Annotated in this window: 15 protein-coding genes; 3 read left to right on the top strand and 12 right to left on the bottom strand. The window is 50.2% G+C overall.

Annotated features, from left to right (window positions below; all coding sequences use genetic code 11):
• Positions 1 to 82: 82 nt before the first annotated feature.
• A complete protein-coding gene (locus tag K0H59_RS01805) occupies positions 83 to 856 on the top strand; it encodes a phosphatase PAP2 family protein (RefSeq protein WP_220054476.1) in 774 nt (257 codons plus the stop codon).
• 102 nt (positions 857 to 958) lie between these two features.
• Here the strand turns inward: K0H59_RS01805 and K0H59_RS21185 are convergent, their stop codons facing one another.
• The 10 genes from K0H59_RS21185 to ilvC all read right to left on the bottom strand — a co-directional run bounded on the left by K0H59_RS21185 (position 959) and on the right by ilvC (position 11430).
• The gene (locus K0H59_RS21185) at positions 959 to 1171 is read right to left on the bottom strand and encodes a hypothetical protein (protein WP_258405883.1); all 213 of its coding nucleotides are present in this window, start codon (positions 1169 to 1171) and stop codon (positions 959 to 961) included.
• A gap of 27 nt (positions 1172 to 1198) precedes the next feature.
• Positions 1199 to 1486, bottom strand: coding sequence for a hypothetical protein (locus tag K0H59_RS21180; protein ID WP_258405882.1), 288 nt, complete (start codon positions 1484 to 1486; stop codon positions 1199 to 1201).
• A gap of 268 nt (positions 1487 to 1754) precedes the next feature.
• Positions 1755 to 1994, bottom strand: a complete 240-nt coding sequence (locus tag K0H59_RS01795) for a hypothetical protein (RefSeq protein ID WP_220054475.1) — start codon at positions 1992 to 1994, stop codon at positions 1755 to 1757.
• Positions 1995 to 2246: 252 nt separating this feature from the next.
• Positions 2247 to 2507: a hypothetical protein gene (locus tag K0H59_RS01790; RefSeq protein ID WP_258405881.1), complete on the bottom strand. Its 261-nt coding sequence runs from the start codon at positions 2505 to 2507 to the stop codon at positions 2247 to 2249.
• A gap of 34 nt (positions 2508 to 2541) precedes the next feature.
• Positions 2542 to 3675: an alanine--glyoxylate aminotransferase family protein gene (locus K0H59_RS01785; protein ID WP_220054473.1), complete on the bottom strand. Its 1134-nt coding sequence runs from the start codon at positions 3673 to 3675 to the stop codon at positions 2542 to 2544.
• 142 nt (positions 3676 to 3817) lie between these two features.
• Positions 3818 to 5491 carry a threonine ammonia-lyase, biosynthetic gene (gene ilvA, locus K0H59_RS01780; RefSeq protein WP_258405880.1) on the bottom strand — a complete coding sequence of 558 codons (1674 nt, stop codon included), beginning with the start codon at positions 5489 to 5491 and terminating at the stop codon, positions 3818 to 3820.
• 1 nt (position 5492) lies between these two features.
• Positions 5493 to 7352: a dihydroxy-acid dehydratase gene (gene ilvD, locus K0H59_RS01775; protein WP_220054472.1), complete on the bottom strand. Its 1860-nt coding sequence runs from the start codon at positions 7350 to 7352 to the stop codon at positions 5493 to 5495.
• Between the two features lie 79 nt (positions 7353 to 7431).
• On the bottom strand, positions 7432 to 7692 hold the full coding sequence (gene ilvM / locus K0H59_RS01770; protein WP_011621169.1) for an acetolactate synthase 2 small subunit: 261 nt from the start codon (positions 7690 to 7692) through the stop codon (positions 7432 to 7434).
• A complete protein-coding gene (ilvG, locus tag K0H59_RS01765) occupies positions 7689 to 9362 on the bottom strand; it encodes an acetolactate synthase 2 catalytic subunit (protein ID WP_023266084.1) in 1674 nt (557 codons plus the stop codon). The genes ilvM and ilvG overlap by 4 nt, the downstream gene beginning before the upstream one ends.
• A 589-nt stretch (positions 9363 to 9951) precedes the next feature.
• Positions 9952 to 11430, bottom strand: coding sequence for a ketol-acid reductoisomerase (gene ilvC / locus K0H59_RS01760; RefSeq protein WP_220054471.1), 1479 nt, complete (start codon positions 11428 to 11430; stop codon positions 9952 to 9954).
• Between the two features lie 196 nt (positions 11431 to 11626).
• Here ilvC and ilvY point away from each other — a divergent pair, with 196 nt between their 5' ends.
• Entirely contained in the window at positions 11627 to 12499 is an 873-nt protein-coding gene (ilvY, locus tag K0H59_RS01755) for an HTH-type transcriptional activator IlvY (RefSeq protein ID WP_220054470.1), read from the top strand.
• 58 nt (positions 12500 to 12557) lie between these two features.
• Here ilvY and K0H59_RS01750 read toward each other — a convergent pair whose 3' ends face one another.
• Positions 12558 to 13874: a hemolysin family protein gene (locus K0H59_RS01750; RefSeq protein WP_088212612.1), complete on the bottom strand. Its 1317-nt coding sequence runs from the start codon at positions 13872 to 13874 to the stop codon at positions 12558 to 12560.
• A 64-nt stretch (positions 13875 to 13938) separates the two neighbouring features.
• Between K0H59_RS01750 and K0H59_RS01745 the strand changes: the two genes are divergently transcribed.
• Positions 13939 to 14886, top strand: a complete 948-nt coding sequence (locus K0H59_RS01745; protein WP_258405879.1) for an ABC transporter substrate-binding protein — start codon at positions 13939 to 13941, stop codon at positions 14884 to 14886.
• On the opposite strand, the gene K0H59_RS01740 is transcribed toward K0H59_RS01745, so the two are convergent.
• Positions 14849 to 15262: a YkgJ family cysteine cluster protein gene (locus K0H59_RS01740; RefSeq protein ID WP_011715581.1), complete on the bottom strand. Its 414-nt coding sequence runs from the start codon at positions 15260 to 15262 to the stop codon at positions 14849 to 14851. The genes K0H59_RS01745 and K0H59_RS01740 overlap by 38 nt on opposite strands.
• Between the last annotated feature and the right edge of the window lie 47 nt (positions 15263 to 15309).

Below are 15309 nucleotides of genomic sequence, written 5' to 3'. Positions count from 1 at the left end.
GCACTTTTTGCTGTCGGGATTTTTTTATTGGCAAGCCCAAATGTGACATGTAGCCTATGTGGTTTACTCGGAGGCGAATATTTTGACTCATCCAGCCTATCTTCTACGTCGTTTAGCCCTTGTCTGGTTACTGTTGGCAACCATTCCAAGCTTACTGTTACTCACGCAAAATCAATTATTTCCGCTTATCGACCTGCAATCACCCTTAGCCAAAGCCCTGTACTGGCTTACCACCACAGGCACGGCGCCCTATGGAGTCGCGACCGTGTTAGTGGTACTGGCACTCGCCTATCGCTATATGCCAAAAGCGCTGTTTATTAGCCTGTTTTTAGCCATTAGCCTCAGCCAAGTCATCAGCCTAAGTACCAGTCATACCCTTAAAGCCTTTTTTAAAGAGCCAAGGCCGAACCTAGTGTATCTGTCAGACCAAGGGCTCCCAGAGGAAGCACAACTCAACCCACACACTTTTTATCAATTAGCCAAACCTGAGCGTTCACAGGCCATCGCCGAGGCGCTAACCGAGCTACATACCATGGAGCCCGAGGTCAAACTCGCGCCTAACATCCACCAACATTGGGAGGATGAAATCGGCTATTCCTTCCCCTCGGGTCACACCATTTTTGCGGTCACCTTAGTGCTCACCGCCAGCTATTACTTGCTACTCGCGGGTTTGCCGCTATTTGCCAACGCGTTATTTACTTGGGGATTATTGATGGGTCTCAGCCGTATGTTACTCGGCATGCACTGGCCGCAGGATGTGCTCTTCTCCACCGTACTCGCCGCTATCATCAGCAGCTTAAGTGTATTTTTAGTGGAAAAGTTCAGACCAAGAAGTAAAGAGCAACCCGACGGATAAGAAGCATAACGCCAGCCAAAGGGCTAGTTCAGTGCGACAGGCGGCATCTGCAACTTATGTAGATGCCGTTTTTATGAGGAAGCGTCTAAGCGACCAATCACTTCAGCCATACGTAAATGCCACGATATCCGTCAACAGCAATACAGCCAAGACGACAGATATTGAAAGCGCCATCACACCAATAATCAAATGACTGTATCTTGCGAGGAACTTGTGTTCGATAGCAGCTTCTGGTTGTTGAATAGGCACAGATAAGCTCACCTTATCACCTATTTTTGGCCCAAAGCGGTTGTAGGCATGCTCGTTATAATTCATCAGCGCGCCACAGGTATAGCGCTGCCCTCACCAGAAATATTCAATCACCGGATTAATAAACACTTGCTGATCCCTAAAATGCTCAGGCTCGTCGCTATATCGAGTAACCTCGTGCAGCGAAACGACCGTCCCTTCAACCAGCTCATAAGTGAACAGCTGCTCTTGCCTAAATCTTAATATCCCGCCAATCCCGATCAACCCAAGCACCAAAGAAAACCAAGAGATTAACAGTTGGCCACCAATATCCTCGAAGACAAATGCGCCAATAATCACAGCAGGAATAGATAGGATAAAAATGAGGAATAATTTCTTCATAAACACGCATTACATCGACATAAAAAGAGTGAAGCCATGCACCCAACTTCGTCAACCATAGAAACATACTAAGCCGTCATCAATGACAAATGCTTAGCTTATTCAGTATTCAATCAAGCGTTACAGGTAGTAAGTATCTTCGGCGGTCCGAACCATGGCCTTCTGGGCAACGATAATCGATAAACATTTTGGAGGTATAAAGAACATCATTTGCGTTAAATCCAAACACTTTCGGAGGTCCCGATATTTCAAGTGCATTGTGTGAGGTTTACTCCAATGCCAGAGGGTTAAAAACAATTAAACGTGGTGCATCGGTAGCATTACTTAAAAAGTGCTCATGCTCAAAGTCCCTTCCTTGGGCTTCAATTGTGTCTGCCGCTGAAGAGAGAAACTTTGCAATTTCTCGAAGATCACTCGGCGTGGCAGAAATAGTTATTTCAATGAGTGCCTTAGGTTGTGGTTCGGCCGCTTCGGCTAGTTCTTCTTGTGTATATCCCCAAAATTTCATGCGAGCACTTGATCCTTGTTATTGATAACGCCTAGTTTAACGAGCCTCACACTGCGAAATTATCGGAATGCCCTAATTGTAAATAACACTCTATCAGATATACCAAGGGCTTAACTGGATTAAGCACTGTCATGGAAGTGACCGTTGGCGGCATGGATGCCGCCGTCGAGCCTATAGGGACATATTCACGGCGTGTCACTGAAATGACTGTGCTTAATCAATACCACCCAAAGTAAAATACAACTTGGCCGATTAAACGCACTTTTCATCCGATTTATCATTGGAAGAAAGTGCTCGACTAATACTGCCGAAGATCGCGGTTAAAATCCCAATGCCCACATCCATCTGCCGGGCATTGCTATCATCACCGCTGGCCTCGCGTTGACTCTGATTGCCTGCTGTACCTCGCACAAAATCACAACTGGTATTGCTCATATTGCTGGAGGCACAACCACTTAAGATCAGAATCAAACCGCCAATCAATAAACGTGAACTCACTAAGCGCAAACTCACTCTGCGTAACATCCTTATACGCGAAACTGACATATTAGTTCAGCACCTCTTCTAGGGCTCGCAGGCAAAGCGCGACATTCTCACGACGGGCACCAAAGCCCATTAAACCGATGCGCCAAGCTTTGCCCGCTAGAGCACCAAGACCGGCACCGATTTCAAGGTTGTAATCCTTGAGTAGACGCGCACGCACCGCGGCATCGTCAACGCCTTCGGGGATATAAATGGCATTAAGCTGCGGCAAGCGTGAAGCTTCGGCGACCACAAATTTCAGGCCGAGTTTTTCAAGACCAGCGCGCAGCACTAAATGCATATCTTGGTGACGCTTCCACGCATTTTCTAAACCTTCTTCGGCCAATAAACGCAGCGACTCGTGCAAGGCATAAAGCGCATTAACGGGCGCGGTATGGTGATAACTGCGCTTACCGCCAGCACTGGTCCAATAGGCCATCACCAGACTTTGATCGAGGAACCAGCTCTGTACCGGCGTTTTACGGTTTTTAAGCTTTTCTACCGCAGCAGGCGAGAAAGACACAGGCGATAATCCCGGCACACAGGAGAGACATTTCTGGCTGCCAGAATAAATAGCATCGATTCCCCATTCATCGACTCTTAATTCCACACCGCCGAGGGATGTAACCGCATCGACAATCGATAAACAGCCGTATTGTTTTGCAAGCGCGCACAGGGTTTTAGCATCACTCAATGCGCCTGTTGAGGTTTCGGCATGCACAAAAGCAAGGAATTTAGCATCGGGGTTGGCCTTAAGCGCCGTTTCAACGGCAACAGGGTCGACCGGTGTACCCCATTCGTTATCCACAACCACGGCAATCGCACCGACGCGCTCGACGTTTTGGCGCATACGCTCACCAAACACACCGTTGCGGCACACAATCACCTTTTCGCCGGGTTCAACTAAGTTCACAAAGCAAGTTTCCATGCCCGCACTGCCGGGGGCGGACACTGCCATCGTCATTTCATTTTTGGTTTGAAACGCATATTGGATCAGGCTCTTAAGCTCATCCATCATGCCAACAAATAATGGGTCTAGGTGACCAACGGTCGGCCTTGCCTGCGCGGCTAATACTTCAGGATAAACATCCGATGGACCTGGCCCCATCAAAATGCGGCGAGGCGGATTAAAGGCAGAAAAATGCGGTGCAGGTAACATCATGTCTCCTTAATGCGTAGGGTCGAGGTCTGATTATTGTATGACTAGAGCATTCACTCTTAACTTGTTAAACCAAACTACCACAAAAAGGGGCGCCTGTGCGCCCCTCCTTTAGCCTAAGTTGTAACCTAAAGCTAAGTGATTACAAATGCAGGTTCTTTTTTCCTTTTCCAGCATTCAAAAACAGCTGATAAGCAGGGCTTTGCGTCTCTTCTTGATAGACAAATCCCAGCTCAGTTAAAAACTGCTGAAACGGCAAGGCATCGCCCTCGGGGACTTCAAAACCCGCTAGCACCCGCCCAAAGGCCGCGCCGTGATTACGGTAATGGAATAAACTGATATTCCACTTGCTCTGCAGGGTGGTTAAAAACTTCAGCAGCGCACCCGGATGCTCGGGAAACTCGAAGCTAAATAGGCGCTCCTCTAACGGCTCTGGTGGATGACCGCCGACCATATAACGCACATGCAATTTCGCGGTTTCATCACCGGATAAGTCCTGCACCTCAAAGCCGTTATCTTCTAAGGTATTGATGATCTGCTCTAATTCGCCATGGCCTTTAGTCAAACGAATACCCGCAAACACCACCGCCATATCGCGGCTGCTAAAGCGATAGTTAAATTCGGTCATCACCCGCTTTTCGAGCAACTCACAAAAACGCAGGAAGCTGCCGGGACGCTCGGGCACTTTAACCGCCAGCACGGCTTCTTTTTGCTCACCTAACTCGCAACGCTCCGACACATATCGCAGGCTGTGGAAGTTCACATTTGCGCCACTTAAAATCGCCGCGACTTTTTCACCCTTACCACTCTCGCCCGTGGCATTGGTGCTGATATATTTTTTAAGCCCTGCAAGGGATAAAGCGCCTGCGGGTTCAGCAATGGCGCGGGTATCCTCAAAAATATCTTTAACGGCGGCGCAGATTTCGTCGGAGGTGACAGTCACCACCTCATCCACAGACAGCTTGGCTAAGCGAAATGGCTCAGTGCCGATACGTTTAACCGCGACCCCATCGGCAAACAAGCCGACTTGCGGGAGTGTGACAGGCTCGCCCGCCTCCATCGCCGCTTTTAAGCAGGCCGCATCTTCAGGCTCAACGCCAACGATTTTGACCTGTGGCATCACCGCCTTGTAATAGGCCGCAATCCCAGCAATTAAGCCACCGCCGCCCACGGGCACAAATACCACTTCAAGGTCGCGCTGCTGTTGCAACATTTCTTGGGCGATAGTGCCTTGGCCTGCGATCACGGCTTCGTCATCGAAGGGGGCGATATACACCCGACCTTCCTGCTGCGCCATCTCCATCGCAAAGCCATTGGCCTGATCGAAGGCTTGGCCGTGCAACACCACATTGCCGCCCAAACGGCGCACCGCATCGACTTTAATATCCGGCGTAGTTTCGGGCATCACAATCACAGCATCCACACCACGACTGGCCGCCGACATGGCCACGCCTTGGGCATGGTTACCCGCCGAGGCGCACACCACGCCGCGTTGACATTCGGCTTGGCTCAACTGGGCGATGCGGTTATAGGCACCGCGCAGCTTAAAGGAATGCACAGGTTGCATATCCTCACGCTTTAAAAATACTTGGCAACCCAAACGCGCCGAGAGTTTGTTAAGGCTGGAGAGTGGCGTCACTTTCGCAACGTCATAAACCGACGACAGCAGGATTTTTTGCAAGTAACTTTGCACAAGCTGACTCTTTTCCAAGGCAGAAGTGCCCGACTGCGACTTATCGGACTGAGCTTGAGAGGCCTGAACTTGAGAGGACTGGGCCTCAGCCTGCTCCGTTTGCGACGATGCGAGAGATAACATATCAGTCCTCCAACTTACTGCGATCGCGCACCGCGCCCTTATCGGCACTGGTGGCAAGCATGGCGTAGGCTTTAAGCGCCATCGACACATAACGCTGACGCGAAAGCGGTTTCCACGCCATTGGCCCACGAGCGAGCATGGTTTCACGGCGCGCCGCTAACTCGGCATCACTCACCGCAAGCTTGATACTGCGCTTGGGAATATCGATTTCGATCCGATCCCCGTTTTCAATCAAGGCAATCGTGCCGCCCGCCGCCGCCTCGGGCGACACATGGCCGATGGATAATCCAGAGGTTCCACCAGAGAAGCGGCCGTCGGTGATCAACGCGCAGGCCTTGCCTAAGCCGCGGGATTTTAAGTAACTGGTTGGGTACAACATTTCTTGCATGCCCGGGCCGCCTTTTGGCCCTTCGTAACGAATCACCACCACATCACCCGCCACCACTTCGCCACCTAAAATGCCAGCGACTGCATCATCTTGGCTTTCGTACACCCGAGCGCTGCCGATAAAGGTCAGATTCGATTCATCCACACCCGCAGTTTTAACGATACAGCCATTGTCGGCCAGATTGCCCGACAACACGGCCAGACCGCCCTCTTGGCTAAAGGCAAATTCGCGGCTACGGATACAACCTTCACGCCTGTCATCGTCCAACGATGGCCAGCGGCAGTCTTGGCTAAAGGCTTTAGTGGTGGGAATGCCCGCAGGCCCCGCCATAAAGAATTGTTTTACTCTGTCATCTTGGGTTTGCATGACATCGTACTTGGCGAGCACCGACTTGAGATTTCCCCCCGCATCGGCGGCGACGTGTGGCACATTGGTATGCAGCAGTCCGGCGCGGTCGAGTTCGCCTAAGATGCCCATCACGCCACCGGCGCGGTGCACATCTTCCATATGGTATTTAGCGGTCGACGGCGCCACCTTACACAGGTGTGGCACTTGGCGCGACATACGGTCGATATCGTCCATAGTGAATGCCACATCCGCCTCCTGCGCCGCAGCCAATAAGTGCAACACAGTATTGGACGAGCCGCCCATGGCGATATCCAGCGCCATCGCGTTCTCAAAGGCTTTAAAGCTGGCGATGTTGCGCGGCAGTGCCGAGGCATCATCTTGTTCGTAGTAACGTTTGGTCAGCGCCATTACGCGGCGGCCCGCTTCTAAAAACAGTTCGCGGCGGTCGCTATGGGTCGCGAGCATGGAGCCGTTGCCCGGCAGCGACAGACCTAAAGCTTCGGTTAAACAGTTCATCGAGTTAGCGGTAAACATGCCCGAACAGGAACCACATGTAGGGCAAGCACTGCGTTCAATTTTGGCGCTATCTTCATCGCTCACACTCGAGTCGGCCGCCGCCACCATGGCATCGACTAAATCGAGCTTGATAAGCTTGTCCGACAGCTTAGTTTTACCCGCTTCCATCGGCCCGCCCGACACAAATACCACGGGGATATTGAGGCGCAGCGCCGCCATCAACATGCCGGGGGTGATTTTGTCGCAGTTAGAGATACAAACCAGCGCATCGGCGCAATGGGCATTGACCATATACTCGACACTATCGGCGATAAGCTCCCGCGAAGGCAGACTGTAGAGCATGCCACCGTGGCCCATGGCGATACCATCATCGACGGCGATGGTATTGAATTCTTTAGCGATACCGCCCGCTTCTTCGATGGCGCTAGCCACCAGAGAGCCCATGTCTTTTAAGTGCACATGGCCGGGGACAAACTGAGTAAAGGAGTTGGCAATCGCAATAATCGGCTTACCAAAATCATTGTCTTTCACCCCTGTGGCGCGCCATAGCGCACGGGCACCCGCCATATTGCGGCCTTCGGTACTGGTTGCTGAACGTAACTTTGGCATTGACTCTATCCTTTATCTCAAATCGAAAATCGTGCCCTTAGGGCCTTACTGCAGTGCTAATACCGCAGCCACTGGATGCTTATGCGTGTACTTTTTGTTGTTGCAAGTTTAGCGGTAACAAGACCTTGCATTGAGTGACATCAATCAATTTATTCAGTTGATTGCTGAGCAGCTCGATGGCGCGCTCGCTGTCCACTTCCATATCTAGCGATAGACTCGCATCGTCGTTCATCCGCATTTGCATTTGGGTGACCGTAAAACCACGGTGACGAGTCACACGTAGTACACGTTCTATCACTTCTGGGCGTTGTTGAACCGTTAATTCTAGGGAGTGGATCATGTTTGTTTCTCCATTTCGTCCATCATATCGCTGTTTGATGCGCCGGGGGGCACCAGTGGCCAAACGTTAAAAGCATCGTCGATTGCTACGTGTAACAAATAGGGTCCCTTAGCCGCTAACATTTCGGTTAAGGCCTCTTCCACTTCGTCGGAAGAGAAAATCGTGCGGCCGGGAATATCGAAGGCCGAAGCGAGTTGCACAAAATCAGGATTGTCTGACAGATCGGTTTCGCTGTAGCGCTCTTCAAAAAATAGCTGTTGCCACTGTTTCACCATCCCCAGTTTTTGGTTGTCGATTAGTAGGATCTTCACCGGTAATTTGCGGCGCTTGATGGTGGTCAGCTCCTGCACGTTCATCATAAAAGAGCCATCGCCAGACACTGTGACCACAGTTGCATCGGGGCGAGCCACTTGGGCGCCGATAGCGGCGGGTAAACCAAAGCCCATAGTGCCTAAACCTGCGCTGGATAAATGATCTTCAGGGCGGCGGAACCACATATGCTGGGCAACCCACATTTGATGCTGGCCCACATCGCAGCACACAACGCTATCTTCGGGCAGTTTATTGGCTAAACGGCGCAACATGGCTGGGGCGTAGATTAAGCTGCCGGGATGTTGATAATCCCATTGATGTTTACGGGCAAGATGTTCAACCTCTGCCTGCCAAGGCGTGATGTTCAGCGCCATAGCAAGGGCGGGGAAAATCTGGCGTAAATCACCTGCGATGGCCACATCGGGCTGGCGCAATTTGCCCAGCTCGGCGGCATCGATATCCAAATGGATGACTTTGGCCTTGTTGGCAAAGGTTGCTAAACGACCAGTGACCCTGTCATCGAAGCGCGCACCGGCAACCACTAATAAATCACAATCCTGCACCGCGAGGTTGGCCGCCTTTCCGCCATGCATACCTAACATGCCTAAATAACCCGGCGTACCGTGGGCAATACTGCCTAAGCCCTTTAACGTGGCGACCGATGGCATACCCGTGGCTTTGATAAATTCCCGCAGTTGATCGACGGCGCCCGCCATCCCCACGCCGCCACCCACGTACAACATAGGCTGCTTCGCCTCTGCCAACAGGGCGCGGGCAGCTTCAATCTCACTGGCGCTTGCCTGTGGTTCATTGGTTACCGCTAGCAAGGGAGTGCGATATTCCAGTTGCGCGATTTGGATATCCTTAGGGATATCCACCAGCACTGGGCCAGGGCGACCCGATGCCGCGATCTCAAAGGCTTGATACAGGGTCGGGATCAGATCGTTGACATCCGTCACCATAAAGCTGTGCTTAGTGCAGCTTAAGGACATGCCCAATACATCAATTTCTTGAAACGCATCGGTGCCAATCACTGCGGTTGAGACCTGCCCCGTGATAGCGACAACAGGCACAGAATCTAAAAGCGCGTCGGCAAGCGAAGTGATTAGGTTAGTCGCACCTGGGCCAGAGGTGGCAAAGCACACGCCGGTTTTACCACTGGCTCTGGCGTAACCTACGGCGGCAAAGGCTGCGCCTTGTTCGTGGCGGCTTAAGAGATGTTCGACAGGGCTTCCATAGAGGGCATCGTAGATTGGCATAATGGCACCACCTGGGTAACCAAATACTGTGGTAACACCATGTGCTGCCAACACTTTTATGACTGCGTCTGCGCCTCTAATCATCTGCCCTGGTTCCATATTTCTCTCGCTACCTTGATCCTGAAATGCCGAAAATCGACTCGTAATTTGTGCTATTTCGAAACCTCATTTCCAAAACCTAGGGCCTGAAAACGAAGAACCCCCCGGTCCTTTCGGAGCGGGGGGTTCTTTCGAAACTTTTAACCTTTTAGGTCTACCAGTTTGCCATGCGCCGCCCCCGCTGTGATTTAATAATCACTACGGTAATAATCACGAGAATGAGCTTGGCAGCTTGGTTAAACATCAATATGGGTTCCTAATCGGTGTTCTGTATGTGTATCGCTGAAATTCTTATCGCTACTGACTTTTAAGCCTGAGCGATGTTTGCCTTGGGAACCTTGCCCCGCCGCGAGTTATTAGCTTTACCATAAAGCGACAGCCAAACACAATAAAAAATTATCTAATGTCAAAAAAATTCAGCTTCCCTGCCGAGACAATGCAAAACAACAAAGTGAAACGTTAACAAACGCGCGTTAGTGAAACAGATCGCTTACTAACCCATGTCGGTTTTGCCCGCTCGACAACCTACGAAGCAGGAATAAATTTGCGCCGCCGAACCCCATATCCTTAGGGGCTCGGCCTCTATCAATTAAGCTCCAACAATACTTTTCATATCAGTCATATAACCACGAAGTTCCGCACCGATATACTCAACTGAGGTGTGGCGAATCGCATCATTGATGGCGATTAACTGCAGATTATCGACGTTGTTAGAACTGTCCTTCAGACCCGCACCTAAATACTCTGACGACATAGCATTCACATAGTCACGCAGCATAGGCACGGCAGCATGGTTGAACAGATAACAACCGTATTCTGCGGTATCCGAGATCACCACGTTCATCTCGTACAGACGTTTACGGGCGATGGTGTTAGCGATCAGCGGCGTTTCATGCAGTGATTCGTAATAGGCGGACTCTTCAACAATACCCGCCGACACCATAGTATCGAAGGCTAATTCGACACCGGCTTTGATCATCGCAACCAAAAAAATCCCTTTATCGAAATAGGTTTGCTCGTCGATATGCTCGCTCGACACTGGCGCATTTTCAAAGCCCGTTTCGGCGGTTTCGGCGCGCCAACGCAGCAGGTTAGCGTCGTCATTGGCCCAGTCTTGCATCATAGTGCGAGAGAACTCGCCGCTGATGATGTCATCCATATGTTTTTCGAATAAGGGTTGCAGGATTTCTTTTAAATCTTCTGCAATTTCAAATGCTTTAATCTTGGCTGGATTAGACAGTCTGTCCATCATGTTGGTGATACCGCCGTGCTTAAGCGCCTCGGTCACGGTTTCCCAACCTTGTTGGATTAACTTAGCGGCATAGCCAGGTTCAACCCCATCGGCCACCATTTTGTCGTAACCTAAGATAGCGCCCGTCTGCAACATACCGCACAGAATGGTTTGTTCGCCCATCAGATCCGATTTCACTTCGGCGATAAAGGATGATTGCAACACGCCAGCACGATCACCACCTGTAGCACTCGCATAGGCTTTCGCAATATCTAAACCATCGCCATCAGGGTCGTTTTCAGGGTGCACTGCAATCAAGGTCGGCACACCAAAACCACGCTTGTATTCTTCACGTACTTCAGTGCCTGGACACTTAGGCGCCACCATCACCACTGTGATATCGGAGCGGATCTGCATGCCTTCTTCAACGATGTTAAAACCGTGGGAATAAGACAGTGTTGCGCCCTGTTTCATCAGTGGCATCACGGCGCTAACTACATTGGAGTGCTGCTTATCGGGCGTTAAGTTCAGCACTAAATCCGCCGTTGGGATCAGCTCTTCAAAAGTACCGACTCTGAAGCCATTGTCTGTGGCTTTTTGCCATGAGGCACGCTTTTGAGCAATGGCTTCTGGGCGCAGGGCGTAAGCAATATTCAGCCCCGAGTCACGCATGTTCAGACCTTGGTTAAGACCCTGAGCACCACAACCTAAAATAACAATATTCCAATCTTTGATGTAATTGCAGCCGTCGCTGAATTCAGAACGGTCCATGAAACGACATTGGCCAAGCTGCGCTAATTGTTGACGTAAATTCAGAGAGTTAAAATAGTTAGCCATCTGAGATACCACCTTTCAGTCGGGAATTTGGGACTCAACCAATATCAACTTTTTGTTAATGACTGGTTGTGATTGAAATCACTATAACCTATGGCTATCGTTGCTTAAAATGATATATTCGAAACCTCACATTGCGTTTTATGCAATGTCATTTTCGGTGACAACACCCTTGATAAGCGACCAATAGGACGAGGTTATGGACATACGCACCCTCAAATTGTACCTGCACTTATGTGACAGTTTGCACTTCGCCAAGACGGCGGAGCAGATGCACGTCAGTCCCTCGACCTTAAGTCGCGCCTTGCAACGGCTCGAAGAAGAAGTGAACGCCAAATTATTCGAACGGGATAATCGCAGCGTGACCTTAACCCACGCTGGGCGCGAGTTTAAATTGTTCGCCGAGCAGACCCTGCACCATTGGCGCAACCTGCGGCACAGTATCGATCTCAAGCAGGATGTACTGCGCGGCACCTTAAATCTCTATTGCTCGGTGACCGCCGCCTACAGCCATTTACCGCAATTGCTGGAACGTTTTCGCCAAGAACATCCCTTTGTTGAGATTGCCCTCACCACGGGAGATGCCGCCAATGCACTGGCCGAAGTGCAACAAAATCGCGCCGACATTGCCATTGCCGCGCTGCCGGATCCCTTCCCTGCTACTTTGCATTTCGCCAAGATTGACGATGTGCCTTTGTCCTTAATCGCGCCGACCATGCGCTGCGCGGTGCAGCAACAGATAAGCCAAGCCCCCATCGATTGGTCGCGGGTGCCCTTTATCATTCCCGACCATGGCCCGGGGCGGCGCCGCGCCGATAATTGGTTCAAACTGATGGGAATAAGCCCCAATATCTATGCGCAGGTGTCGGGGCAGGAAGCGATAGCGTCTATGGTGGCGCTCGGTTGTGGCGTGAGTATCACCCCTGAAGTGGTGATTAATAACAGCCCAGTGCGGGATAGGATCCAACTGTTAGCCTCCCCCGTGGGTATTGCCCCCTTTGAGCTGGGTTGTTGCTGCAAGGTCAAACGTTTGGACGATCCGATAGTGAATGCATTTTTAGAAGCGATATAAATTTTAGTCGCGATATAAAAAACGGGACTGAGTCCCGTTTTTTATGATGTTGATAAGATTAGGTATCTGGCGACATTAATTTATCGTTGCCATCGATACGGGTCACCAACAGCTGGTCAACCTTGTAGGCATCGATATCCACCACTTCAAACTTGTAACCAGCATAGTTAACAAAGTCGGTGCGCTTGGGGATCTTACGCAGCATGTACATCATAAAGCCGGCAATGGTTTCGTAGTTTTGGTTATGGGGGAACTCCTCAATATCGAAGGCACGCATCACGTCGGTAATCGGCGTCACCCCGTCCACTAACCAAGAATTGCCATCGCGGGCAATAATCTGCTCTTCGCTCTCGTGCAGCGACCAAGCCCCCATCACTGCGCGTTGCAGATCATTGGTGGTGACAATCCCCACAACGAGGGCATATTCGTTCATCACCACGGCGAAATCGGCGCGGCTATTTTTGAAGTATTCCATGGCCTCGGACAGGCTTAAGGTATCGGGAATAATCAGAGAAGTGTGCACAAGACTGTTGTCTTTTAAGGTAATTTTCTCACCGTTAATCACACGGATCAGCAGCTCTTTCGCATCAACAAACCCTTTGACCATATCCAATTGGCCGTCGCAGACTAAAAACTTAGTATGGGGATCTTCGGCAATCTTACGCTTGATATCTTCCTCGCTGTCTTGCAGTAGGAAATACACTAAGCTCTCGCGGGCCGTCATGGCAGACGTTACCGAAACGGTTTGCATTTCAAATACATTTTCGATCATTTGCTGCTCGCCCTTGTCGAGCACGCCCGCTTCTGCCCCCGCGTTCATTACCGCATAAATATCGTCTGGGGTGATTTCATCGTTACGCACGGTTGGGATTTGCAGTAACTTGAAGATGGCGCTTGCCATGCCATTGAAAAACCAAACCAATGGACGAAGGATCGCGATACAGAAACTCATAGGGCCAACCACCACTAAGGCAACAGGCTCTGGCATCGCCATCGCGATACGTTTGGGCATGAGATCCGCAACCAGAATAAAGGCGCTGGTCACCACGACGAAAGACAGTAAGAAGCTCACTTGGCCTAACCAAGGGTCGCTCATCCACGCACTTAAAAACTGGTAAAAATACGGACGAAACGCCGACTCACCGACAATACCGCCCATGATGGCGACGGCGTTTAAGCCAATTTGCACCACAGTAAAAAAACTACCGGGCTGAGCTTGGAGTTGCAGCACTTTTTCGGCACGGCTGTCCCCCTCTTCGGCTAGCTGACGTAAACGGATTTTGCGTGATGCAGCCAAGGAGATTTCTGACATAGAAAAGAAACAACTTGCGGCGATTAAGCCCAATATTATCATCACGTTATCAAAGAAATTCATGTAACACCTTTTGTTTCACACTAGACTTACTACACCAACCCGCGCAGTGATTTTCGCGAGTCAGTTGAAATTTGTACCTAAAGAATGGGTCGAGGAACAGACGATAAAAGAACCCAGTGCTGCCAAGAAAGCCTTTGCTACACTTAAAAAATCGTCTCTTCGCCTAAAAAGTATGATGCGTATATTATATCCGCTAATCGTCTTAGTATGCGTGATTCTACTCTCGCCAGTTGCCCACGGCGCCGATGAGCATTCCCCATTTAAGTTACGTTTTTGTGTCGAAGAGACTGAATATCCGCCGTTTAATTACTTTATTCGGCAAGATGGCATTAAGACTTCTACGCTTAGCGGCTATGATATCGACCTGCTAGAACAGACCTTCAAACCTATTGGAATTGATTATGAAGTGTTGGCTTTACCATGGTTACGTTGCTTAAAAGACGTACATAATGGCAGCATAGATGCCGCTATGAGCGCATCGCTCAATCGACAACGAGCCACTGATTATACCCCATCTGTTGCTTATTATTACCTCACTCCCAGTTATTTTTATTTGAAAGCTGAACTTGAACCACAGTTTCACATCAAGGATATCAACCAATTGGCTGATTTTGGCACCGTCTGCGGCATCAAGGGTTTCAACTACGATAACTTTGGCTGGCATCACGACACGCCAATTAGCGAGATAAATTCTCTACATCATCTACCGGAAATGCTGCTGAAACACAGGTGTAAATTCTTTATCGCCCGTAAGGAGATTTTGGCAGGCACACTCGCCTTAGCGCAGGCAGGCGAACTGCCGAAGACACTCACCTCACAACCGTCGCCGAATACTCAACAGGAACCCTTTTATATGCTGATTTCGAAGCGTTCAGCTCATAAAGACTTGATTGCTAGTGAGTTTAATCGGCAGGTCAAGGCGATGCGTGATAATCACCAACTCGAAGCCCTCTACCAATACCATATTCAAAAGCTTACTCACGGGGGCGATAAGGGCAGTAATTCGCCTTAGGGCCAATTTGTGGATGGTTACGGCAAGTCTCTGGACGTTGATGATAAATGGTGCAGCGGCGGGTTTTACTGTCTAAATACAAACAGTCATCGTTGGCCATACGAGCCAGAGTAAAGATCGCGGTTTTATGATTAAAGTTGTCGATAATGCGCGCTTTTTGCAGACGTTTGGCGATAGCTTTAAGATCGCCCTCGGCTTCAAACTCATCGACTAACGTCATGCGCACTAGGTCGCTCACAGTGACTTCAACAGGCAGCGTACAGCAGGTCGCGTGGCAAGTGTCGCACAAACCTTTACGGTATTTTTGCCAAGTCGACAAATCATCGATATTGAAAATCGCCACCGCATTAGCCGTATTTTTGCCCCGTTTCGACACGCCAGAACCTACAGATGGAAAATAAAGGGCGGCAATTATAGCAGCCC

The organism is Shewanella sp. FJAT-51649, assembly GCF_019457435.1.
Classification (GTDB): Bacteria; Pseudomonadota; Gammaproteobacteria; order Enterobacterales; family Shewanellaceae; genus Shewanella; species Shewanella mangrovisoli.
Note: the sequence above shows the minus strand (reverse complement) of the source record. Positions and strands in the feature narration are given on the sequence as shown.

Excerpts from the sequence above, each read along its gene's own strand:
- K0H59_RS21185 (WP_258405883.1), bottom strand. The coding sequence starts at position 1,171 with ATGAATTATAACGAGCATGCCTACAACCGCTTTGGGCCAAAAATAGGT.
- K0H59_RS21180 (WP_258405882.1), bottom strand. The coding sequence starts at position 1,486 with ATGAAGAAATTATTCCTCATTTTTATCCTATCTATTCCTGCTGTGATT.
- K0H59_RS01795 (WP_220054475.1), bottom strand. The coding sequence starts at position 1,994 with ATGAAATTTTGGGGATATACACAAGAAGAACTAGCCGAAGCGGCCGAA.
- K0H59_RS01785 (WP_220054473.1), bottom strand. The coding sequence starts at position 3,675 with ATGTTACCTGCACCGCATTTTTCTGCCTTTAATCCGCCTCGCCGCATT.
- ilvA (WP_258405880.1), bottom strand. The coding sequence starts at position 5,491 with ATGTTATCTCTCGCATCGTCGCAAACGGAGCAGGCTGAGGCCCAGTCC.
- ilvD (WP_220054472.1), bottom strand. The coding sequence starts at position 7,352 with ATGCCAAAGTTACGTTCAGCAACCAGTACCGAAGGCCGCAATATGGCG.
- ilvM (WP_011621169.1), bottom strand. The coding sequence starts at position 7,692 with ATGATCCACTCCCTAGAATTAACGGTTCAACAACGCCCAGAAGTGATA.
- ilvG (WP_023266084.1), bottom strand. The coding sequence starts at position 9,362 with ATGGAACCAGGGCAGATGATTAGAGGCGCAGACGCAGTCATAAAAGTG.
- ilvC (WP_220054471.1), bottom strand. The coding sequence starts at position 11,430 with ATGGCTAACTATTTTAACTCTCTGAATTTACGTCAACAATTAGCGCAG.
- ilvY (WP_220054470.1), top strand. The coding sequence starts at position 11,627 with ATGGACATACGCACCCTCAAATTGTACCTGCACTTATGTGACAGTTTG.
- K0H59_RS01750 (WP_088212612.1), bottom strand. The coding sequence starts at position 13,874 with ATGAATTTCTTTGATAACGTGATGATAATATTGGGCTTAATCGCCGCA.